The following is a 22,574-nucleotide window of genomic DNA, read 5'->3' on the forward strand; positions in this document are numbered from 1 at the left end:
GTGTCTGGGGGCGGTGTCGTGCCTGGGGGCGGTGTCGTGCCTTGGCGCGGTGTGAGGCACCTGCGCGGACGCTCAGCGCTCAGCGCTCCGGCGGATCCTCGGAGATGATCTCCCCCTCAATGATGTCGCCCCCGGTGGGACCCCGTCGCGGGCCGTGGCCCGGTGCCCCTGTCGCGCCGGGCCCGCTGCCTGCCGCACCGGTCCCGCCGCCCATCATTCCCTCCGGCATCACCGTGACGACCCGGCTGCCGATGACCAGGGCGAACAGGCGCCGACTCAGCGACCGGGTCATGGGCAGGATCAGGAAGATCCCGACGAGGTCGCTGAGAAAACCGGGGAGCAACAGGAACAGGCCGCCGACGAGCACCAGGCTGGCGTCGGCGAGCTCACGGGCGGGCATCAGGCCCGAGTCCACGGCCTGTCGCAGGGCACGCCAGGTGCGTCCGCTCTCGCGTCGCACCAAGAAGGCTCCGGCCACAGAGAAGAGGATCAGCAGCCCGATCGTCCACCACGGACCGATCGTGCGGAAGGCCGCGATCAGGATCAGGATCTCGACCAGCACCAGCAGCAGGAAGCCGGCGAAGATCAGTCTCAGTCTGCGCGGTGGCCGGCGCCGACCTGTCGCGGACCCTCGTCCGCCCTGCCCGCCGGCGCCCTGCCCGCTCCCTCCCCCGGGCCTGCCCCGGGGTGGGAGCGGCCCGCTCAGTCCGTCAGCTCGTGCCATGTTCCACCCGTGCTCCGGCCCAGGGTCCGCAGGCGAGAGGTCACCTGGGACCCGCGTCGCTGGGCACCCCAGAGGGTGACCCTGCCCAGCGCCTCGCGCACGATGCTGCCGTCCATCTTGGACGAGCCGATCTCCCGCTCAACAAAGTCGATGGGCACCTCCACGACCCGCAGTCCACGATCAATGGCCCGCAGTGTCAGGTCGACCTGGAAGCAGTAGCCCTGCGACGCCACGCCGTCAAGGTCCATGGCCCGCAGCGCAGAGGTGCGGTAGACCCGATACCCGGCCGTGGCGTCCCGCACCGGGATGCCCAGCGCGGCCCGTGCATACAGGTTGGCCCCCCGGCTCAGCATCGTGCGCGACACCGGCCAGTTGTGGGTCGCTCCCCCGGGCACCCACCGGGACCCGACCACCAGGTCTGCGTCGGCCGCGGCCTCCAGGAGCGAGCTAAGTTGCTCCGGCAGGTGTGAGCCGTCGGCATCCATCTCCACGACCGCGTCATAGCCCTCCTGCATGGCCCACGAGAAGCCTGCCAGGTAGGCCGGGCCAAGCCCCTGCTTGCCCGCTCGATGCAGCACGGTGACGTGATCGTCCTCGGCCGCCAGCGCCTCGGCGATCGCACCCGTCCCATCCGGGCTGTTGTCGTCGAGCACCAGGATGTCGACGCTCGGAACCGCTGACCGCACCCGTCCAACGACACCGGGCAGTGACTCCCGCTCGTTGTAGGTGGGGATGAGGACGAGCACCCGCTCAAAGGTCGTGGTCATGCGTGAAGGGTCCTGACGGCCGTGGTGGTCGACGCTGGTCGCTGAACTGCAAGCCTAACCCCGGCGGCGGGCCACGACCGTGCCGAGCACGGCCACGGCCAGACCCGCGACAGCCACCCGCTCCGGCCAACCCGCCAGGCGGGTGGCCAGGGTCAGTTCGGTCCGACGCGGGACCGAGCCGGAGATGATGTCCTGGGTGAACAGCTCGGTGCGTTCGTGCACGCTGCCGTCCGGCAGCACCAGCCCGCTGATGCCCACGGTGCTCACGTGCACCACAGGGCGACCGAGCTCGACCGCCTTGACGCGGGACGCGGCCAGTTGCTGGACCGACTCGTCCGTGAACCCGAAGGTGGCGTTGTTGGTGGGCACGAACAGCACCTCCGCCCCCTGCTGCACGTTTTCGCGCATCAACTCATCGACGACCACCTCGAAGCAGATGGCGATGCCCAGCACCACCTGCCCGTCGCTGATCGGCACCGTCATCACCCCCGGTTCCTCCCCGCCGACGAAGTCCCGCGCCACCAGGTCCACCTTGTCGCTGAAGAACCGGAAGAAGTCCCGGTAGGGAATGTACTCAGCGAACGGGACGGGTCGCTGCTTGACATAACGATCCACCGCCCCCTCCCCCGGGAGGTACAGCAGACTCACATTGCTGACGTGGTCCTCGGGCTCGCGCAGCACCGCCCCCACCAGCAACGGGGCGTCCACCGCGTCGACCGACCGGGCGATCAGCTCGGCCGCGTCCGCATTGCGCAGCGGATCGATGTCAGAGGCATTCTCGGGCCAGAAGACGACGTCGGGGGCGGGGAGCTGGCCGCCGTCCACCAGTTCGGCCGCCTGCAGGGTGGTGGAGACGTGCTTGTCCAGCACCGCGCGGCGCTGGGCGTTGAACTCCAGGCTCATCTCGGGCACGTTGCCCTGCACCCCGAGCACCTGCAGGGGCTCTCCGTCGGTCGGGCGCGGGATCGCCAGCGGACCGAACAGCAGGATCAGCGCCCCCGACGCTGCGACCGGAGCGACCCAGCGCCGGGGGCTAGCCGTCGCTGACCGCACCCGCAGGAGCCGTTCAACGGCGAGCGCGCCGAGCGCACCGACCAGAGCGGCCACGAAGGTGACACCGGGGGTGCCGAGCCAGGAGGCGACCGCCAGGAGAGGGGCGTCTGCCTGACTGAACGCGATCCGCCCCCACGGGAAACCACCAAAGGGCGTCGTGGAGCGGGCGAACTCCCCCACCACCCATGCCAGGGCGACCACCAGCGGACGCACCCCGTCGCGCTGCAGGTAGCCGCAGACGGCACCGATGCCTCCGACATACAGCGCCTGCAGGACCGCCAGGGCCAGCCAGGGCAGGGCGCCGACGAAGATCCCGGACCAGGACAGCAGGGGGACGAAGTAGGCGAGTCCGGCGACCCAGCCCAGCAGGAAGCCTCGTCCTGCGCCGACGCCGGTCGTGGCCAGCGCGAGGGCACCGACGCCGACGTAGGCCATCCACCAGAGGTCATGACCGGGAAAGGCGAGCCAGAGGCAGAGCCCTGCGGCGACGGACAGGACCAGGCGGAGGGGCACGCAGGTCAGCCTAGGTCAGACTCCGCGCCGGACCCGGGCCGCGGCAGCCAGGTCCGCGAGCACCCCGGCGGTCGACTCCCACGACATGCAGGCATCGGTGACGGACTGGCCGTACGTCAGACCGGAGGGCGCCGGCTCCTGACGTCCCTCGACCAGGAAGCTCTCCAGCATCACACCCACCACGGACGTGTCCCCGCCCGCGACCTGCGCACCGATCTCCCGGGCCACCTCGGCCTGGCGCACGTGGTCCTTGCGGCTGTTGCCGTGGCTGGCGTCGATGACCAACCGAGGCTGCAGACCGGCGCGCTCGAGCAGCTCCCGGGCCGCCGCGACGGACTGGGCGTCATGATTGGGCGCTGCGCGACCACCGCGCAGGATGACGTGCCCGTCCGGGTTGCCCTCGGTCTCGACCAGGGCCGCGCGCCCGTCCTCGTCGACGCCGAGGAAGGTCTGGGGTGCGCCAGCTGCCACACAGGCGTCCACCGCCACCTGGATGCTGCCGTCCGAGCCGTTCTTGAGTCCGACCGGCATGGACAGTCCCGAAACCAGCTGCCGGTGCACCTGCGACTCCACGGTCCGCGCTCCGATCGCGCCGTAGGTGACGGTGTCGGCGATGTACTGGGGAGTGGTGGTCTCCAGGTACTCGCAGCCGGCGGGGAGCCCGGCCCGCAGGACATCCAGGAGCACCGTGCGCGCCAGCCGCAGGCCCCGGGGGATGTCGTAGCTGCCGTCCAGGTCCGGGTCGTTGATCAGACCCTTCCAGCCTGTGGTCGTGCGGGGCTTCTCGAAGTAGACGCGCATCACCACGACGAGGCTGTCGCGCAGTTCCTCGGCCACCGCCGCGAGCCGCTCGGCATACTCGATGACGGCGACCGGGTCGTGGACGGAGCAGGGGCCGACCACCACGAGCAGCCGGTCGTCCGTGCCGTGCAGGATCTCCTGTACCTCAGCTCGCGATCGGGACACCAGGGCGGCCAGGTCGTCCGGCAGCGGCAGCTCGGTCAGCATCTGGGTGGGTGTGGGCAACGGCTCCATGCGCCGCACGCGCAGGTCGGTGGTCCGGGTGTCTTGCGTCGGGGTGCTCATCAGGGGTGCCTCCTGGTCGGGTGGCGGTCACCCCCGCGACCGGAGCGCCCGCCAGTTCATGGCGAAGGGCGCGGACCGTGTGGTCCACGCCCTGGTCGGCTCCGGTGTGCGCGCGTCAGCAGAACTTCGCGCCGGCCGGAGCCGACCCAAAGAACCAATACTGACGGGCTGAAGTCATAACGACAGATTACCCCACCGCTGGCGGACATGAGCCAGGGCCCGTGCGCCGTTGGTGCCGAGCCCCCGACGGCCGGGTGCCGTCGATGGTCCCGTTGTCTACTAAGCGCTCGGGCCCTGACTTGTCCACCATGGTGCGTGCAGCGCCCCGCCAGCGCAGTTGAGAAGTTGGCACGGGGCTCTCACAAGAGCTGACTCCAACTGCGCTGCGGGAACACTGACTGGTCACGAGGAAACTCAGCGAGCCTGAGAAACCCGAAACCGTGTAGCAGACCTGCAGGCAAACCTAGTCGCCTGGACAGTCTTGTCAAACCCGTCGTGACCTGCGGCTTTGCCCGTTTGTGCAGGTCAACGCGACGCCCACACCGGGGATCTATCGATAAATGGCACCAGATCATCGGCGTGTCGTGCACGACACGCCGCGCCCTGACCTGATAGCGGCCTGGCCGTCACCTCGACGCCGTTGCGGGTTGGCTCGTCGTCCACCCGCCGGCCGCTCACACCTGGCCGTGACGATCGAAGGTGAGGTGCCCGTCGACCAGGGTCAGCCGGGCCACCGGCAGCGGCATCTGCTCATCGAGCGTCAGGTCGGGCAGCCCGTCGGCCGTGCTCGGCAGACCGTCCTCGACGGCGTCCCAGACGGCATAGGACGCCACGGCGCCGACCTCAAGGACACCGCCCGGCAGCCCGGCCAGCTCGTAGCCGCCTCGGGTGTGCGCCCGGACCGCCTGGGCCACGCTCAGGCGCTCGTCCTCGTTGTGGTGCCACACGGCATACTGCACGGCACGCCAGGGATCGATGGTGGTCACCGGACTGTCGGAGCCGAGGGCGACCGGCACCCCGGCCTCCACCATGCTGCGCAGGGGCACGTTGGCCAGGGCACGTTCGGCACCCAGCCGTGCGGCATACATCCCCTCGGGCCCGCCCCAGAGGCCGTCGAAGGCGGGTTGCACGCTCGCCCACACACCCAGCTCGGACATGGTGGCGAGCACCTCCGCGCTGGGCAGCTGGACGTGCTCCCACCGGTGGCGCGCAGCAAACATGGCCTCGACCCCCACGACGTCGGCGGCCAGGCGGAATCCCTCGGCCATGGTCAGCAGCGCGGCGTCCCCGATGACGTGGCCACCAGCCTGCAGGCCAGCACGCGTGCAGGCGATCACGTGGTCGGCGATCTCCTGGGCACTGAGGTAGCCGAAGCCGTGGCCGGGTTCATCGACATACGGCTCCAGCACATGCGCGGTGTGCGACCCGAACGAGCCGTCGGCACACAGGTCCCCCGCCAGACCGATCACCCCGAGGTAGTGCGCCAGTTCCTCGGCCTCCGCGCGCTCGCTGACCAACTGGCCCCAATAGGCCACGGTCGCCGTGCGGGCAGGCCGTCGACCCGCCTCGAGGACGTGGTGCACATCCGCGAAGGAGGTCAGATGGTCCGCGCCGGTCTCATGGACCAGCCCGATCCCCCGCTCGGCGGCCGATCGCAGCGCCAGGTCCAGGTAGTGCTCCCGGTCCGCGTCCGTCATACCCGAGGTGAACGCGTTGGTGACAGCGGCAAAGGCCGCACGCGTGACCACCCCGGCCCCGTCCCACCCCTGCAGGCCGTGGACCCGGGCCACGGCCGCCATCGCGGAGGAGACGCTGGCGGAGTGAGCGTCCACACGCGGCATGTAGACGACCCCGCCGTAGCTGGCCCGATCGAGCTCCTGGGCGGTGACGGGACGCCCCTCGACCCACTTGGTCTCGTCCCAGGAATGGGCATAGAGGGGCCGTCCACGCAGGTGTCGGGCCGCGGACTCGACCAGGCGCAACGCCTCCCCCACGGATCGGGTGCCGGACAGGTCGATCCCGTCCAGGCCCTGGCCCGTCATCGTGAGGTGGACGTGCGCGTCACTGAAGGTCGCGGTCACCAGGGCACCGTCCAGGTCGATCACCCGGTCTGCCGCGTCCACGTGTGACTCGGCCGCGTCGTCACCCCCGATCCAGACGATGCGCCCCTCGCGGGAGAGCAGCGCGCCGGCCTCGGGGTGCCCGTGGATGCGGCCCCCACGCAGCAGAACGGTGGGGGCGGGTGGGGTGGGGCCGGTCGCAGAGGTCGTCACGATGACCCAGTCTGCTCCCTCTGGGAAGCACCGTCACGCCAGGCCACTCCTGCATCCAGCCCAACAGGCGATCTTCCTGTCTATGACGGACACCGCGAGAAGATCTCCTGTCAATCATCGCTTTTGCCGCATGATGTCCGTATCCTGCCCGTATGAGCAGTTTCATCGAGCAGCCCTACCGTTATCAGCAGCGTGACCTCATCGAGCCGGACTGGACCCGGTTCCCCGGGTGGCGCGAGGTCACCGCCCAGGAGTGGGCCGACGTGCAGTGGCAGCGTGCCCACTGCGTCAAGAACCTCAAGCAGCTCCGCAAGCTGATGGGTGACCTGCTCACCGAGGACTTCTATGCCGACCTGGAGCGCGACCAGGCTGAGCGGGCCACCATGTCCATGCTGGTGCCGCCGCAGATGATGAACACGATGGTCTCCGAGGTCACCTGGGCCGAGGGACGGATGCCGAGCGCCGGCGAGGAGTTCACGGCCGCGTTCTACGCCGACCCGGTCCGCAACTACATGCTGCCCGTCTTCTCCGACCGTCGCACGGACTGGCCCTCCCACCCCTACTCCTCCCGCGACTCCCTCCACGAGCACGACATGTGGGTCGCTGAGGGCCTCACACACCGTTATCCCACGAAGGTGCTCGCCGAGCTGCTGCCGACCTGCCCGCAGTACTGCGGCCACTGCACCCGCATGGACCTGGTGGGCAACTCCACGCCGCAGGTCACCAAGCTCAAGCTCGCGGGCAAGCCGATGGACCGGCACGAGGCGATCCTGGACTATCTCAAGCGCACCCCCACGGTCCGCGACGTCGTCGTCTCCGGTGGCGACGTGGCCAACATGCCGTGGAAGAACCTGGAGTCATTTATCGACCGGGTGCTGGACGTGGAGAACATCCGCGACATCCGGTTGGCCACCAAGGCGCTGATGGGCCTGCCGCAGCACTGGCTGGCCGGTGACACCGTCGAGGGCGTCGCCCGCGTCTCCGCGAAGGCCCGCAGCCGCGGCGTCGGCCTGGCGATCCACACCCACGTCAACGCCGCCCAGTCCGTCACGCCCCTGGTGGCCGAGGCCACCCGCGCCATGCTCGACGCGGGCATCCGGGACGTCCGCAACCAAGGTGTGCTGATGCGGGGTGTCAACGCCACCAGCGAGGACCTGCTCGACCTGTGCTTCGCGCTCGCCGATGGTGCCTCGATCACGCCCTACTACTTCTACATGTGCGACATGATCCCGTTCGCCGAGCACTGGCGGACCTCCCTGGCCGAGGCGCAGGACCTGCAGCACTCGATCATGGGCTACCTGCCGGGCTTCGCCACGCCGCGCATCGTGTGCGACGTGCCCTTCGTCGGCAAGCGCTGGGTGCACCAGGTTGACTCCTACGACACCGAGCGCGGCATCTCCTACTGGCGCAAGAACTACCGGACCTCGATCGAGACCGAGGACGTCGACGTGACCAGCGCGGAGTACGTCTACTACGACCCGATCTACACCCTCTCCCCCGAGGGCCAGGCCTGGTGGCGCGAGCACGGCGACGCCGACGCGACACACGAGGCCGCCAGCGCCGCCGCCCAGTCCTCCCGCGCCGCCTCGGTCGCCCAGCTCGACTAATTTGAGAGAGGTTTCGTAGGTCGCCCGACCCTTTTGAGAGAGGTTTCGTAGGTCGCCCGACCCTTTTGCGAGAGGTTTCGTAGGTCGCCCGACCCTTTTGCGAGAGGTTTCGTAGGTCGCCGCAGTGCCCGGGCGAACTTCCCGAACTTCCCTCACATTGGGCATCACCCGGACAGACCCTCCCCACACACGGGCGGGTAGGGTCTGAGGTCATGGCGAGGGCGAAATCACAGGGTGGGACGCCGGCGACGGTGGCCCTGGAACGGGCCGGGGTGGCCTTCACCATCCGTGCCTACGACCACGACCCTGGGGCAGAGTCCTTCGGTCTGGAGGCCGCCCAGGCGCTCGGGGTCGACCCGGCACGCGTCTTCAAGACTCTGCTGGTGGCCCTCGACCCCGGCCTCGGGGTCGGCATCGTGCCCGTGGACCACCAGCTCGACCTCAAGGCCGTCGCGTCCGCGCTGGGCGTCAAACGAGCCGTGATGGCTGACCCCAAGGTCGCCGAGCGGACGACGGGCTATGTGGTGGGCGGGATCAGCCCACTGGGACAGAAGAAGGCCCTGCCGACGGTGCTGGACGCCAGCGCCACGAACTTTGAGACGGTCCTGGTCTCCGGTGGCAAGCGCGGCTTCGATCTCGAGCTCGCCCCGGCCGATCTGGTGGCCCTCACCGGAGCCACCCTGGCGCCCATCGCCCGGTGAGGGACGAGCCCGCGCCACGCTCCGGGCACCCCGGGGTGGCGGTCAGCCGGTAGCGGTGGGCTCCCCCACCCGGCTCCGGTTGACCCACACCTCGCCGTGTGACCAGGTCTCGACCAGGTCCGCGATCACGGACTCCGGGATCTCCTCGTCGAACGCCAACTGCAGCCCGCCGGTGTCCTGCACCGTGATCCCGACCGGTGCCGCCTCCTCGGGGAGTGCGTCGAGGATCGCCTGCAGCTCCGTCACCCTGCCGGACCGGTCGTCACCGGCAAAGTCCAGCGAAGTCCGCAGCGAGCCGTCGCACCCGTCGGAGAAATAGAGCAGCACCGGAGCCTCGGGCTCCAGCCACCCCAGGTCGGTGGCGATCTCAGCCGCGTTCTCGACGGAGCGAGCGAAGAACTCCTGCGGGTCGGCGTCCGGACCGCAGTAGAGCTCGCCGCCCAGGTCCCGGGTGATGAGTCCCCGCCCCGGGTCGAGTGCCAAGGTCACGCCCCTCACGGACCCGTCGATGAGGTCAAGCATGGGCGCCAGCTCGGGCCAGCGGTCCGCGTCGCTGCCGGTGATCTCCACCTCGGTCCCGTCCCACCGTCCGCTGATGCTGCTCTTGACGGTCCAGCGCGAGCCGTCCTGCTCGCTCACCACCGCCTGGAGGGACTCCACCAGTTCAGTGACCTCCGGCTCGGTCAGGTCGCCGCTCTTCGGTCGCACCGTCAGACCGATCTCGGCAAAGGAGGAGTCCACCGACGTCTCGACGGTGAAAGCGGGATGCGCCGCGACCAGCTCGGAGCTCATCTCGTCAGCCATGGCCCGGCCCTGGTCAACGTCCGGAAAGATCCGACTGAGCTGGAAGATGCCAAAACCGACGACGACCAGCACGAGGAGACCCACCGCCAGCAGACTCCACAGGAAGATCCGCACCACGCCACTCATACGACTATGCCTCCGCGGGCAACTCGACCGGTCTGCCTTCCCACGGAGTCGACAGCACGACCGTCGTGCTGCTCGCGCAGTTCGCTGCAGCCCGGATGTCGGCGATCGTCTGCTCCAGGTCGGAAGGCTTGCGGAGCCGCACCTGAATCACATAGTTCTCCCGCCCCGCCACGGACCAGCAGGAGTCGATCTGGGGCAGGTGCTCCAGACGCTCCGGTATGTCGTCCGGTGCCGCCGGGTCGAAGGGCGACAGTGCGATGAGCGCGGTCAGCGGCAGCCCCACCTTCTCGAAGTTGATCTCCGCCCGGTAGCCGGTGATGACTCCCCGCTCCTCCAGCCGCTTGACCCGCTGGTGCACCGCGGACGTCGACAATCCGACGGCCCGCCCCAGGTCGGCGAAGCTCATCCGGCCGTCCGCGGCCAGCAGTTCCACGATCCGGCGGTCCACATCTTCCATAGCGCATAGCCTAGTGATCCATGAGCCCCGACCCGAGCACCGACCAGCGACTTCTGCTGCTGGACACGGCAAGCCTGTACTTTCGCGCATACTTCGGCGTCAAGGACACCGCCCCGGCCCCCGACGGAACCCCGACCAATGCACTGCGGGGGATGCTCGATATGACGGCCACCCTGATCACCCGGTTTGCCCCCACCCACCTGGTCGCCTGCTGGGACGACGACTGGCGTCCGGAGTTCCGCACCGCGGCCATCCCCTCATACAAGGCGCACCGACTGGTGGAGGGCGCGACCGACAACACCGAGGAGGTGCCGGCTGAGCTGCAGGTGCAGGTGCCTCTGATCCGCACCGCCCTGGAGGCGTTCGGTTTCCCGGTCCTGGGTTCCCCCGGCTACGAGGCGGACGATGTGATCGGCACGCTCGCCCACCGGCACACCGGTGTCATGGCAGTGACCGTCGTGACCGGGGACCGGGACCTGTTTCAGCTGGTCGACGACGCCCACGACATCACCGTGGCCTACACGGCCCGGGCCGGGGTGCGCGACGCGGAGGTGATCGACCAGGCAGCGCTGCAGGAGCGGTATGCCGTGGGGTCGGGTGCGGCATATGCCGACATGTCGATCATGCGCGGGGACACCAGCGACGGCCTGCCCGGTGTGGTGGGGATCGGCGAGAAGACCGCCGCCCAGCTGATCGCGACCTATGGCTCTCTAGCCCGCGTGCGTCAGGCGGTGGCCGACGGTGATCCAGCGATCAAGGGCGCGCGCCGCAGGAACCTCGAGGCGGCGTCCGACTATCTCGACGTCGCCCCGGGCGTGGTGCTGGTGGCCCGGGACGCTGCCCTCACGGACCGGCCGCTGACCCTCCCCCGGGAGATTGCCGACCCGGGGACCCTGCAGCAGTTCGTCGAGGCCTACGGCATCTCCGGGCCGGTCGGGCGCCTGATGAGGGCGCTGGGGCTGGGCTGACGAGCGGCCTGCCCCGGTCAGTGGCTGGGGCTCAGGCCCGTCCGCGAGCACGCGGCGGCTCGTTGGGCGGCCACTCACCGTCGTCCGAGCCGTCGTCGCGGGAGTAGAGCAGGTTCTGAAGTTGCACGTGGACGGACTCCACGCCCGGCACATCGTGCAGCAGCATCCCGGCCTTGTCGGTGGCGTCCGAGACGACGAGGGAACCACACCCGAGCATCCGGTCGATCAGGTTCTTCTCGATCGCGATGTCGTTGACCCGGTGCAGCGGGATGTCCCGGCCGACCTTGGTGAGGATGCCTGTGCGGTGGCTGATCCGGCGGTTGGTGATGACATAGCGCTCGGTGAGCCACCGCAGGATCGGGATCGCCACGAACCAGGCGGCGATGCCCAGCGCTAGGACGCCCACCGCGAGGGTGACCCAGTTGCCGTAGGAGAGGTCCTGGGTGAACCACCAGGCGAGCCACAGCAACGCCAGCAGGAAGATCCCGAGGGCGACCGGCTCGGCCAGAGCTTTCCAGTGAGTGCGGATGCTCAGTATGACCTTCTCGCCGTCGGCGAGTTGCTTGTCCTTGAGTGCCATGGGTGAATCCTGCCACTTGGGCTGCGCTTTGTGGCGACGTCAGACTGGTGCGTCGACGCGATCACCGTCTGGCAGGTCAGGAGTTGGCGGTCAGCGTCGCCACCTGCGGCTGAACGGCGGGACCTGACTCAGGTGTCCCGTCCTCCGGGGCATCGCCGCGTCCGGCGTCGCCACTCCCCCGGTCGCCGCCCCCGCGGTCGGTGTCCCACGGCATGGTCGCCAGGATGTGACCGGGCCGGGCCAGCGTCCAGAACACCAGGATCGCCAGGAGCCCGCAGCCGACCATGACCCCGGCCATCGGGACGGCGGAGGAGACGTCGAAGGCACCGGTGATCGGCGCGATGAGGGCCCCAAAGGTGAAGTTCCCGGCGCCCAGGAGCGCGGCTGCTGCCCCGGCCCGTTCGCCGTGGTCGTGCAGGGCCAGGACCGGAGCGTTGGGCATCACGAAGCCTGCACCGGCCAGCACGAGCACCACCCCGATGACGATGGCCACCACGCCCAGGTCCAGCAGGGCGGCCACCAGCAACAGGCTGGAGATGAGCACGGCCGACGGCAGGACGACCCGCAGGATGCGGACGGGGTGGATGCGCTGGACCAGGAAGCCGTTGACCTGGCTGGCGACGGTCAGGGAACCGGCGCCGGCGGCGAAGACCAGGGCATACTCCTGGGTGCTCATGCCGTAGAGATCCTGGAAGATGAAGGTGGCCGAGCTGATGTAGGCGAAAAGCGCTCCCATCGCGGCGCCCGCGGTCAGCATCAGTCCCAGGAACCGGCGGTCGGTGAGCAGCACGGCATACGAACGCATCGCGGGACCGACCCCGCCCGTGCGGCGCCGGTGGGTCGGCAGAGTCTCCGGTGCGAGAAACAGGGCCAGCGACACCAGGACCAGGCCGAAGACGGCCAGCCCCCAGAAGATCGTGCGCCAGGTGCCGAAGTGCAGGAACTGCGCGCCGAGCGTCGGCGCCAGGATAGGGGCGACCCCCACGATGAGGAACAGCCGGGAGATGAACGTGGCCATCTGCGCGCCCGAGTAGAGGTCGCGGACCATCGCGTTGGCCAGGACCATGCCGGCGGCTGCGGTCACGCCCTGCAGGAAACGCAGCACCACCAGTGCCTCCAGCGAGGACGACAGGGCGATGGCAACCGACACCACGACATAGGCGCTGAGGGCGATCAGCAGGGGGCGGCGGCGACCGACAACATCCGCGACCGCGCCGATCAGCAACTGTCCGAGGGCCAGACCGATGAGGGTGGAGGTCAGCGTCAGCTGGACTGCTGCCTCGGTGGTGTGCAGGTCCTGCACGATTGTCGGGAACGCGGCCAGATAGATGTCGATCGTCAACGGCCCGATCGCGACGAGCGCGCCAAACATCAGCAGTCGGGTCAGCCGCGACGGCTCGTGGGTGAGGGGCACGAGAGATCAAGGCTGCCCGGCGTCCAGGTATTCCGCGTCGCCACTCCCCCGCCGCGCCCGCGCCCGCGACCGCACGGGCGACCGGCCCGCGCCGGCGTGTCCCGCACAAGCGCAGCGCGCCACCTCCGCGTGTCCCGCACAAGCACAGCGCCACCTCCGCGTGTCCCGCACAAGCACAGCGCCACCTCCGCGTGTCCCGCACAAGCACAGCGCCACCTCCGCGTGTTCCGCACAGGCCGGTGGCCCGCCGCCTGCGTGTTGCGCACAGTGCAGACAACGCTGCGGCGTGTCGGGCGCCAGAGCCCCACTTTTGTTGCGCAGATCCTGCACATCTCAACGCCCAGCGGCGGACGGGCCCAGCTGCAATGGGACGACGGCGGTGAGCCAGCGCCGGACAGGGCCCAGCTGGAATGGGACGGCAGCGGTGACCCAGCGCCGGACGGGGCCCAGTGGCGGTTGCGTGCAGCGGCTATCCGGCGGCGACCGTCCGGCGGTTACCCGCCCGCTGCGGCGGTGGTCAGTCCAGCCGGTCCGCGGCCACGACTCCGCGCAGCATCGCATCGGAGGCACGCCGGGCTGTGGCAGCGACGGGAGCGTCGGCAGCCTGGGCGATCTGCCCCAGCAGGTCGACAATCTGCTTGCTGCGCCGCACGAAGTCGCCCGCGGAGAGGTCACTGTCGCGCAGCACCTCATCCAGGGCACGGCCGGAGGCCCAGCGGTGCACCATCCAGGCGATGCCCGGGTCGAGTTCACCGGTCAGCGGGAGCCCGTGGCTCGCCTCCCGATCGGTCAGCTGGGACCAGATCGCCACCATCTCGTGGAAGGCCTCCTCAACCTCCACGGTCGGCCACCGCGGGTGGGTCGTCTCGTCCCCGCCGCGCGGCTCATGGATGAGGGTCGACACGACCGCGGCCAGGGCTGGGGCATCCAGCCGTCGCCAGGTGCCCTGGGTGATGGCCTGGGCCGCGACGAGGTCCTTCTCGGTGTAGATCCGCCGCAGGCTCGCCCCCGCCTCGGTGACCTCCGTGCCCTCCTCGGTCAGGTAGCCGAGCTCGCCGAGCAGCGTGCAGATCCGGTCGAAGGTCCTGGCCACGGTGTTGGTCCGCCCGCTCACGCGGCGTTGCAGGTCGTCGGTCTCGCGGCGCAGCTGCCACCAGCGCTCGGCCCAGCGGGCATGGTCCTCCCGCTCCGGGCACTGGTGGCAGGGATGTGCTCGCAGCTGGTGGCGCAGGTCGTCGGGGTCGGTATGCCGGCCACCCCGACGCCTGGTCCTCGCACCTGACGGGGGGCCCGGGTCAGGGGTCTGGTCCGGGTCGGGGGTCTGGTCCGGGTCCCCTCCAGATCGGGTGCGCTGGGGTCGCCGGGAGGGCGGCGGCTCGAAGGGCACCTGGGCGCGCAGGGTCGCGGCCAGGTCCTTGCGGGAGCGCACGTTGCGGGGGTTGAACTTCCGCGGGATCGCCAGCCGGGCAACCGGCTCGACCGCCTCACGCAGGTCCGAGGGGCTGACCCTGCGTAGCTGCCCGTCGGACGTGAGGACGCTGGGCTCCGGCGACCGTCCCGCTGCCTGCGGGACGGTCAGCACCACGGCCATCCCCTTGCGCCGCCCCTCGGGCAGGCTGATCACGTCACCGGGGGTGAGTTCCTCGAGGCTGACCGCGATCTCGGCTCGGCGGGAGGCGCTGCGCTGACGGGCCGCCTCCTTCTCCGCGTCGCTCAGCTGACGCCGCAGTGCGGCATACTCGCGGAAGTCGCCCTTGTCGCAGTGCATCGACTCGGCATAACCGGCCAGCGCCTCCTCGTTGCGCCGCACCTGGCTGGCCAGCCCGACCACGGCCCGATCGGCCTGGAACTGGGCGAAGGAGGACTGCAGCAGCTCATGGGCCACGTCCCGGCCGAACTGCGCGACCAGGTTGACGGCCATGTTGTAGGTGGGACGGAACGAGGACTTCAGGGGGTAGGTGCGGGTCGAGGCGAGCCCAGCCACGTCGATCGGGTCCAGACCGCGCCGGTGCAGGACGACGGCGTGACCCTCGACGTCGATCCCCCGTCGGCCGGCACGACCGGTCAACTGGGTGTACTCCGCCGGGGTGACCGGGGCGTGCTCCTCACCGTTGAACTTCACCAGCTTCTCGAGGACGACGGTGCGGGCCGGCATGTTGATGCCGAGGGCGAGAGTCTCGGTCGCGAAGACCGCCTTGATCCGCCCCGCGGTGAACAGCTCCTCCACGATCTCCCGGAACAGCGGCAGCATCCCGGCGTGGTGGGCGGCGAAGCCGCGCGAGAGGCCCTCCACGAAGTCGTGGTAGCCCAGCACCGGCAGATCACGCTCGTCGACCTCGGCGACACGCTCCTCGACCAGGCGCCGGATGCGTGTCCCCTCCTCCGGGGGCACCAGCCGGGTGCCGCGTGCCAGCAACTGGGTGACCGCCCCCTCGCACCCGGCTCGGCTGAAGATGAAGGTGATCGCTGGCAGCAGTCCCTCGCGGTCCAGCCGGTCGATGACCTCGGAGCGGCTGGCGGTGCCACCCGGCAGACTGCCGGCACCTCCGGCGCGGGCGTCGACGCGGGAGTCGTTATCCCGTCCTCGGTGGGCATAGTCCCGGCCGCGGGAGCGTCCCCGGTCATCGCGTCCGTGCGGTCTGCCCCGCCGCCCGCGGGGTCCGCCGGCATCCTCACGCCGCCACCGGGAGTCCCGGTCGACCGAGTGGATCCGGTCCAGCAGCTCGGGGTTGATCCGGGCCTGCTGGCCCTGGGTGGCGGGGTCGGCGACCAGGCCGTCCCCGTCGTGGGCGAAGAGGTCGAGCAGGTCCTTGCCGACCATCAGGTGCTGCCACAGGGGCACCGGTCGGATCTCGGAGACGATGACCGCGGTGTTGCCCCGCACGGTGCGCAGCCAGTCGCCGAACTCCTCGGCATTGCTCACCGTCGCCGACAGGGAGATGACCTGCACCGACTCGGGCAGATGGATGATGACCTCCTCCCACACCGCCCCGCGGAACCGGTCGGCGAGATAGTGCACCTCGTCCATCACCACGAACCCCAGGCCCTCCAGGGTGCGGGACCCGGCATACATCATGTTGCGGAGCACCTCGGTGGTCATCACCACGACCGGTGCCTCGCCGTTGATCGAGCTGTCCCCGGTGAGCAGGCCGACGTTGGCTGCGCCGTGCTCGGCGACGAGGTCGTGGTACTTCTGGTTGCTCAGCGCCTTGATGGGGGTGGTGTAGAACGCCTTGCGCCCGGTCTCCAGGGCGAGGGCGACCGCGAACTCCCCCACGATGGTCTTGCCCGCTCCAGTCGGGGCCGCGACCAGGACCCCCTGCCCCTGGTCGACCGCAGCGATCGCGGTCAGCTGGAAGTCGTCGAGCGGGAAATCCTGGGCAGCGGTGAACCGTCCCACGGCCCCGCTCTCCGCCCTGGAGCGCGCGCGGGCAGCGGCATACCGTTCGGCAGGGCTGGACATGACCTCAGGCTACGCGCTCACCGCAGCGGAACCATCACCTCGAGAGCGGCGGGCACCACGGTGCAGTCGACGGGCAGAGGGCCAATCGGGTCGCCGTCGCCGTAGGCGGTCAGCTGTGGTCCGGCCACGCTCACCGTGGCGGCGCGCTCGATCCGCACGGCCGGATGCTCCGCGTGCCTCCCGGAGAAGACCCCCTTGAGCAGTTGCACCGCCGCCGCGGCGCCGACCGCCTCGATGATGATGACGTCCAGCAGGCCGTCACCAGGGTCGGCCTCGGGGGCGATCCGCATGCCGCCGCCATAGATCGGCATGTTGCAGACCGCCACGACCAGCGCCCTCGTCTCCAGGACCTGGCCGTCGAGTTCGAGACGGTAGTCCATCGGGCGGAGTCGGATGATCTCCGGGACCGTGGCCACGGTGTAGCTCTGCGCACCCAGCCAGCGTGGGAGCGTCGAGGCCCGCGAGGCGATCAACGCGTCGAGGCCGCAGGGCACGGACCCGACCACGTGCAGGTCGTAGGGAGACACGTGGATCAGGTCGACCGGACGACGAACTCCGGTCAACAGGGTCTGCACGGCGGCGTCGGTCTTCAGGGGGATGTCGAGCGAGCGGGCATTGTCGTTGCCGGTGCCGGCCGGCACGATCCCGAGTGCGGTGCTGCTGCCGGCCAACGCGTTGGCGGCGATCTGCACGACGCCGTCGCCACCGACGGCGACCAGCGTCTCCACGCCCTCCTCGACGGCCCGGCGACAGACCGTCTGGGCGGCCTCCCGGGTGGCGGCCTCGATCTCGGTCACCTGCTGACCGGCGGCGCGCAGCCGGGCCACCACGACAGCGCCGACAGCGCCGGCACCGCGGCGACCTGAGCGCGGCCCGTGCAGCACGGCATACCTGGTCATGGGGATGATTGTGCCCCAGCCGCCGCGGTTAGGGCAGCGGGCTGGCCTCGTCGGGTGACAGATCCTCCCAGGCCGTGGTCGGATCGTTCTTCCTGCGGCGACGCTCCATGAGCGCGGCCACGCCGATCGCGCACCAATAGAGGAAGAACACCGGCGTGGCCAGCGCGAGCATCGTCCAGGCGCTCGGGTCGGGGGTGACGAACGCCGCGAAGACCAGGATCAGCATGAGGGCCACCCGCCAGCCCTTGATCATCACCCGCACGGGCAGGATGCGCAGCTGGTTGAGCCCGACCAGACCGACCGGCATCAGGAAGGCCAGCCCGAAGGCGAGGATGAAGTAGAGGACGAAGTTGAGATAGGTCATCGCGTCCTGCAGGTTCGCCGCGTCATCGGGGGTGAACGACAGCAGGATGGCCACGGTGCGCGGGATCGCCCAGGCGGCCAGTGCCGCGCCGGCGAGGAAGAGCGGGACCCCGGCGAAGAAGTAGGCGAGCGCGATCCGGCGCTCCTTCTTGGTCAGCCCCGGCAGCAGAAAGGCCCAGATCTGCCAGATCCACAGCGGGCTGGAGAGCATGATCCCGACGAAGACCGCGACCTTGAGCTGCACCGAGAACGGCTGAGTGATGCTGGCACCGAAGTTGATGTTGACGATCTCCCGGCCCTCGGAGTCGCGGACCTCCCGCAAGGGCTGGATCAGCAGGTTGATCAGGTCCTCGTAGAAGTACCAACCGACCACGCTGAGCACCACGACGCCGAGGACGGCGATCAGGACCCGGTTGCGCAGCTCCCGGAAGTGATCAGCAAGGGACATCCGTCCCTCGGGATCACGGGGACGGCGACGGAGAGCCACTGGTGCCGGTGCGGGGCGGGTCAGCCGCGGGTGTCGTCGTGAGGCACGTCGCTGGCCGGCCGGTCATCACCGTGCAGCCCGTCGCGGAACTCGTCGCGCACCGACGCACCGTGGTCCTTGACACCGTCGGCCGTGTCCCTCGCCCGGTCGCCCAGGTCGGAGGCAGCTCCACGGGCACGGTCGCCGAGGTCGGAGGTGCGGCTGCGGCGCTCATCGCCGTCGGCCCGCTCGCCACGGACGGTGTCCTGGCTCGCGGCGCTCGGCTCCTTCATCTGGTCGACCTCGGACTTGAAGATCCGCATCGACTGGCCCAGGCTGCGAGCCATGTTGGGCAGGCTCTTCCACCCGAACAACACAATGAGCGCGATCACCAGGACGATGATGTGCCAGGGCTGCGGCCTCATGCGCCAACCTCTCTGATGGGACAGGGAGCACGCTCGTGCGTCTCCCAGGAACGGTGGTCAGTGTACGCGGTAAGCCTGGAGCGCTTGCTCAGCGCCGGCACGGATCTCCTCGGCGAGTTCGGCCGGGGCCACGAGCCTGGCCGAACCACCCAGGCGCCACACCAACCGCCGCACCCAGGCGGTGTCCGCGGCCCGCAGCTGCACCAGCTGAGAGCCGTCCTCACGACGCTCCACGGACTCGACCGGGAAGTGCTCGGCGACCCACGAGGCCGCGGGCGCCAGCTCCAGCTCGACCAGCACGTCACCCGGTGAGGCACGAAAGGCCCCGGAGTCCGTGGCCCGCGGGCGGGCACTCTCCGGCGGGGTCCCGTCCTCGTCCAGAATCGTCAGGTCCTCGATGCGGTCGAGGCGGAAGAGCCGCACGTCCTGGGCCCGGTGGCACCAGCCCTCGAGATACCACCGGCCCTCGAGCGAGAGCACCCGCATCGTGTCGACGTCACGCTCGGTCGTCTCGTCCCGGGTCGGGTTGTAGTGCCGCAGGTGCACCCGCCGAGACCGATCCAGTGCCTCGCGGATCTGCTCCAGCCTGGTCTGCTCGTCGGCCCCGACCTCCAGGCTGACGCTGACCTGGGCGGCAGCCGCCCCCTCGGCACCGGCGGCGGCCTCCAGCTTGCCGAGCGCGCGGTCGATGGCGTCCTTGGCTCCGACACCGGGCGTCGCGGCCAGGGCGCGCAGCGCCACGATGAGCGCCAGGGCCTCGTCGCGTCCCAGGCGCAGCGGCCGTGCGATCTCCTCGGCGTTGCCGACGTGGACGCGCCCGCCCTCCCAGCTGGCCTCGATCAGGTCGTCCGGATAGTGCCCGGGCGTCCCGCACACGAACAGCAGCTGCAGGTCATCGACGATCTGGTCCTGGCTGACCCCCAGCTCGCGGGCCGCCTCGGCGATGTCGACGCCCTGGCGGTTCATCAGCCACGGGACCATGGTGAGCAGCCGGGACAGCCGCTCGGTGGCGGTCTCGTGCGCCATCAGCCCTCACTCCCCTCGTATGCCGGGCGCCCCGGGGCCGCGCTCCCCGCACCGTGGGCCGCGGTCACCGCACCGTGGGCCGCGGACACCCCACCCAGCGCGGTGCGCACCAGGTCGACCAGCTCGCCGGGCTCGATGGCGATGGCATCCGGACCGAGGCCAGCGACCTCCTCCGCGAGCGACCACAGTGAGCCGACCTGCACCTCGATCAGGTCCCAGCCGTTGGGGGCACGTTGCTCCAGGAGCTCTCCGCGGCGCCGGATCTGGTGACCGCTGCCGGAGCGCAACGCCACCCGGGCGGTCTGATCTGCGGGTGTCTCGGTCGTGGTGGTGATCATGGCCCGCGCGTCATGGCCGTCGGGCACAGTGTAGGCATCGGCCTTGCCGGTGGCCCGCACGGCACCGTCGATCCGGTCGAGCCGGAAGACCCGTGGTGCGTCCCGGTCGAGGTCGTGGCCGGTCAGATACCACCGGCCGTGCCAGGAGGTCAGCGCCCACGGGTGCAGGTGCCGCTCGGTGACCTCACCGGCCGGCCCGCGGCGGTAGCCGAAGGTCACCGCCCGCTTGGCCACCACCGCGTTGCGCGCGGCCTCGAAGGCCGGCTCATTGGTGTGCAGCAGCGGCTCGACGCCAGCGACCGAGGTCCGGTCGCGGGTGATCCCCGAGGCCTCGAGTTTGCGCAGCCCCTGGGCCGCCGGGCCGGCCAGGCTCGCGTGCGACCAGGCACGGGAGGCGACACCGATGACGGCGAGCTCGTCCGGCTCGAAGTTGATCTCCGGCAGCGCGTACTCGCGGCGGTCGATGCGATAGCCGGTCTCGTCGTCGAAGAACGGGTCGATGACCTCAGTGCGCAGCGGGATCCCCAGGTCGCGCAACTCATCCTTGTCCCGCTCGAACATGCGGTCAAAGGCCTCGTCGGTGCTCGCGGCATACTGCGGCACGGCCGTGCGGATCCGGCTCTTGCTCATCGGCTGCCGGGTGTAGAGCAGCGCGATCACCAGGTTGAGCAGGCGCTCGGTCTTGGCGGTGGCGGGACTGGGGCGGGCCATGATCGGAGACGCTACCTGACCACAAGGGTCGCGGCGTGACGGCCCGCGGCGGCTGCCGCCAGGAAGGCCGCTGGGTCCGCGTCCAGCCCCCTGCCCATCGTCGAGAGCCGGACCGGGCTGGCCTCGAGCGCGTCGAGCAGGCTGGTCAGGTCGATGTCATGCCGGGTCAGGTGGGGGGCTGTCAGCAGGTCGTCCGCCTGCCGGGCAACCAGGTCGGCCAGTTCCGCCGGGATGCCGGGGTGGTCCCGCAACGCGGGCACGGGCACGTCGGCAGGACGGTTCAGGACCTGGCCGTATGCCGTCCGGCTGTGGTGGGAGATCCCGCGGTGCCTCGGCCGGGGGTCGGCTCCCGAGACGCGCAGGGCCGCCACGCCGCGGCCGCCGAGCACGGCGGCGGCGTTGAGAGCCTCCCCTGCCGACACCCCGGAGAAGCCCCACCGGGTCCCGGTCCCCAGATTGCCGGGTCCTTGGGACAGGATCACCACGTCCGCCTCGACGACATGGCGCGCGGCCAGCAGCCCCGAGAAGGTGTTGACCGCCTCGAGGTCCCCGCCATAGGCCTGCCCACAGCTGATCACCGCCGCGAGCCAGCCGGCATCGCGCAGGGTGGTGCTGGTGCGGGAGAAGGCCGCCGGCAGGGCACCCCCGTCGGTCATCAGATAGGCGACCCGGGCGTCGGGTGCCTCGGCGCGCAGCCCGGCCAGCACCGCGGGCAGGCTCGAGTGCAGGTCTGCGGCGACGACCGGCATACCGCCCAGGTCATCGGCCTCGGCCAGCGCGGCGTGGTGCGGACTGTCCTGTTCGTCCGCGCCGAAGACCATCGTCTGCAGCGGGGTGTAGCGCGCCTTCACCAGATGACCAGCCCCGTCCGGATCGGCCGCGTCCCGCGTGTCGGGAGGCAGCCGGTCGGGCAGGGCGACGACCATCGCGACTCCCCCGGTGCCGAGATCGTTGTCGAGGGCGTTGGTGTTGAGCAGCACCCGGTCACCCACCAGCGGGTCTCCGGTCACGGAGACATAAGCCACGGCGCGCACGACGCGGTCCGGTGAGGCGCCGGCAGCCGTGCTTGCGGCGCCGGCAGCCGTGCTTGCGGCGCGCTCTGGTGCGTGCAGGCGCACCTCGACCTCGACGGCGTCACCCCACCGGGCACGCTCGCCGACGACCACACCCTCTCGCCACCGGATCACCTGACCGACCCTAGATGAACCCGCCCCTCCGCCATGCGACCACATGGGCGCCAGGTGCAGTCCAGGGCGTCGCATCGCGCCCATTTTGTCGTATTGACGTGGCGGCTCTGCACGGTGTGGCGGCTCTGCGCGGTGTGGCACCTGCCCCAGCGACGAAGGACCCCGGGCCGGTGCGTGGCACCAACCCGGGGTCCCGGAAACTCACCGACGACGACGCGTCAGCGCACGTCCTCGAGGTCGACCACGAAGATCAGGGTCTCGCCACCCTTGATCGCACCACCGGCGCCGCGGTCGCCGTATCCCAGGTGCGGCGGGATGGTGATCTTGCGGCGGCCGCCGACCTTCATGCCGAGCAAGCCCTGGTCCCAGCCCTGGATCACCTGACCCACGCCGACCTGGAAGGTCAGCGGGGTGCCGCGGTTCCAGGAGGCGTCGAACTCCTCGCCCGTCGACCAGGCGACCCCGACGTAGTGGGCCGAGACGGTCGAACCGGCCGTGGCCTCGGCGCCGTCACCGACCTCGAGGTCCTCCAGGACCAAGTCGGTGGGCGGGTTGTCGCCGGGGAACTCGATCTCGGGCTTGGTCTTGTCAGTCATGCGGGATTCCTCTCGGGTGCTCGTGCG

At 70.3% G+C, this 22,574-nt stretch carries 20 protein-coding genes; 3 read left to right on the forward strand and 17 right to left on the reverse strand.

Features of this window, described 5'->3' with window-relative positions:
• Window positions 1-79 precede the first annotated feature (79 nt).
• The 5 genes from FNH13_RS10755 to FNH13_RS10775 form a co-directional block, all read right to left on the reverse strand.
• The gene (locus FNH13_RS10755; protein ID WP_143783419.1) at window positions 80-724 is read right to left on the reverse strand and encodes an FxsA family protein; all 645 of its coding nucleotides are present in this window, start codon (window positions 722-724) and stop codon (window positions 80-82) included.
• On the reverse strand, window positions 703-1,491 hold the full coding sequence (locus FNH13_RS10760; protein ID WP_143783420.1) for a polyprenol monophosphomannose synthase: 789 nt from the start codon (window positions 1,489-1,491) through the stop codon (window positions 703-705). Before FNH13_RS10760 ends, FNH13_RS10755 begins: the two co-directional genes overlap by 22 nt.
• Window positions 1,492-1,545: 54 nt before the next feature.
• On the reverse strand, window positions 1,546-3,057 hold the full coding sequence (gene lnt / locus FNH13_RS10765) for an apolipoprotein N-acyltransferase (protein WP_165700089.1): 1,512 nt from the start codon (window positions 3,055-3,057) through the stop codon (window positions 1,546-1,548).
• 15 nt (window positions 3,058-3,072) lie between these two features.
• Window positions 3,073-4,143: a 3-deoxy-7-phosphoheptulonate synthase gene (locus FNH13_RS10770; RefSeq protein ID WP_143783421.1), complete on the reverse strand. Its 1,071-nt coding sequence runs from the start codon at window positions 4,141-4,143 to the stop codon at window positions 3,073-3,075.
• Between the two features lie 674 nt (window positions 4,144-4,817).
• Window positions 4,818-6,416, reverse strand: coding sequence for an amidohydrolase (locus FNH13_RS10775; protein WP_165700090.1), 1,599 nt, complete (start codon window positions 6,414-6,416; stop codon window positions 4,818-4,820).
• A gap of 152 nt (window positions 6,417-6,568) precedes the next feature.
• Between FNH13_RS10775 and FNH13_RS10780 the strand changes: the two genes are divergently transcribed.
• The gene (locus FNH13_RS10780) at window positions 6,569-8,023 is read left to right on the forward strand and encodes a KamA family radical SAM protein (protein WP_143783423.1); all 1,455 of its coding nucleotides are present in this window, start codon (window positions 6,569-6,571) and stop codon (window positions 8,021-8,023) included.
• A gap of 212 nt (window positions 8,024-8,235) precedes the next feature.
• Window positions 8,236-8,724, forward strand: coding sequence for a Cys-tRNA(Pro) deacylase (gene ybaK / locus FNH13_RS10785; RefSeq protein ID WP_143783424.1), 489 nt, complete (start codon window positions 8,236-8,238; stop codon window positions 8,722-8,724).
• 42 nt (window positions 8,725-8,766) lie between these two features.
• Here the strand turns inward: ybaK and FNH13_RS10790 are convergent, their stop codons facing one another.
• Together FNH13_RS10790 and FNH13_RS10795 are read right to left on the reverse strand one after the other, a co-directional pair.
• Window positions 8,767-9,654, reverse strand: coding sequence for a hypothetical protein (locus FNH13_RS10790; RefSeq protein ID WP_143783425.1), 888 nt, complete (start codon window positions 9,652-9,654; stop codon window positions 8,767-8,769).
• 4 nt (window positions 9,655-9,658) lie between these two features.
• On the reverse strand, window positions 9,659-10,111 hold the full coding sequence (locus FNH13_RS10795; protein WP_143783426.1) for an Lrp/AsnC family transcriptional regulator: 453 nt from the start codon (window positions 10,109-10,111) through the stop codon (window positions 9,659-9,661).
• Window positions 10,112-10,131: 20 nt separating this feature from the next.
• Between FNH13_RS10795 and FNH13_RS10800 the strand changes: the two genes are divergently transcribed.
• A complete protein-coding gene (locus FNH13_RS10800) occupies window positions 10,132-11,079 on the forward strand; it encodes a 5'-3' exonuclease (RefSeq protein WP_143783427.1) in 948 nt (315 codons plus the stop codon).
• A 31-nt stretch (window positions 11,080-11,110) separates the two neighbouring features.
• On the opposite strand, the gene FNH13_RS10805 is transcribed toward FNH13_RS10800, so the two are convergent.
• From FNH13_RS10805 to FNH13_RS10850, 10 genes are all read right to left on the reverse strand, one after another.
• Entirely contained in the window at window positions 11,111-11,659 is a 549-nt protein-coding gene (locus FNH13_RS10805) for a PH domain-containing protein (protein WP_143783428.1), read from the reverse strand.
• 76 nt (window positions 11,660-11,735) lie between these two features.
• A complete protein-coding gene (locus FNH13_RS10810; protein ID WP_143783429.1) occupies window positions 11,736-13,073 on the reverse strand; it encodes a multidrug effflux MFS transporter in 1,338 nt (445 codons plus the stop codon).
• A 517-nt stretch (window positions 13,074-13,590) separates the two neighbouring features.
• A complete protein-coding gene (locus tag FNH13_RS10815) occupies window positions 13,591-16,536 on the reverse strand; it encodes a DEAD/DEAH box helicase (RefSeq protein WP_143783430.1) in 2,946 nt (981 codons plus the stop codon).
• 17 nt (window positions 16,537-16,553) lie between these two features.
• Window positions 16,554-17,435 carry a diacylglycerol/lipid kinase family protein gene (locus FNH13_RS10820; RefSeq protein WP_143783431.1) on the reverse strand — a complete coding sequence of 294 codons (882 nt, stop codon included), beginning with the start codon at window positions 17,433-17,435 and terminating at the stop codon, window positions 16,554-16,556.
• 28 nt (window positions 17,436-17,463) lie between these two features.
• Entirely contained in the window at window positions 17,464-18,246 is a 783-nt protein-coding gene (tatC, locus tag FNH13_RS10825; RefSeq protein ID WP_143783432.1) for a twin-arginine translocase subunit TatC, read from the reverse strand.
• Window positions 18,247-18,305: 59 nt separating this feature from the next.
• Complete coding sequence (gene tatA / locus FNH13_RS10830; protein WP_143783433.1) at window positions 18,306-18,689, reverse strand: Sec-independent protein translocase subunit TatA; 384 nt, start codon at window positions 18,687-18,689, stop codon at window positions 18,306-18,308.
• A gap of 57 nt (window positions 18,690-18,746) precedes the next feature.
• Entirely contained in the window at window positions 18,747-19,715 is a 969-nt protein-coding gene (locus tag FNH13_RS10835) for a helix-turn-helix transcriptional regulator (protein ID WP_143783434.1), read from the reverse strand.
• A complete protein-coding gene (locus tag FNH13_RS10840; protein WP_143783435.1) occupies window positions 19,715-20,764 on the reverse strand; it encodes a helix-turn-helix transcriptional regulator in 1,050 nt (349 codons plus the stop codon). The genes FNH13_RS10835 and FNH13_RS10840 overlap by 1 nt, the downstream gene beginning before the upstream one ends.
• An 11-nt stretch (window positions 20,765-20,775) precedes the next feature.
• A complete protein-coding gene (locus tag FNH13_RS10845) occupies window positions 20,776-21,951 on the reverse strand; it encodes a DUF3866 family protein (RefSeq protein WP_228266361.1) in 1,176 nt (391 codons plus the stop codon).
• A gap of 218 nt (window positions 21,952-22,169) precedes the next feature.
• Window positions 22,170-22,547, reverse strand: a complete 378-nt coding sequence (locus FNH13_RS10850; RefSeq protein ID WP_143783436.1) for an FKBP-type peptidyl-prolyl cis-trans isomerase — start codon at window positions 22,545-22,547, stop codon at window positions 22,170-22,172.
• Window positions 22,548-22,574: the final 27 nt, after the last annotated feature.

This window comes from Ornithinimicrobium ciconiae, from assembly GCF_007197575.1.
Classification (GTDB): domain Bacteria; phylum Actinomycetota; class Actinomycetes; order Actinomycetales; family Dermatophilaceae; genus Ornithinicoccus; species Ornithinicoccus ciconiae.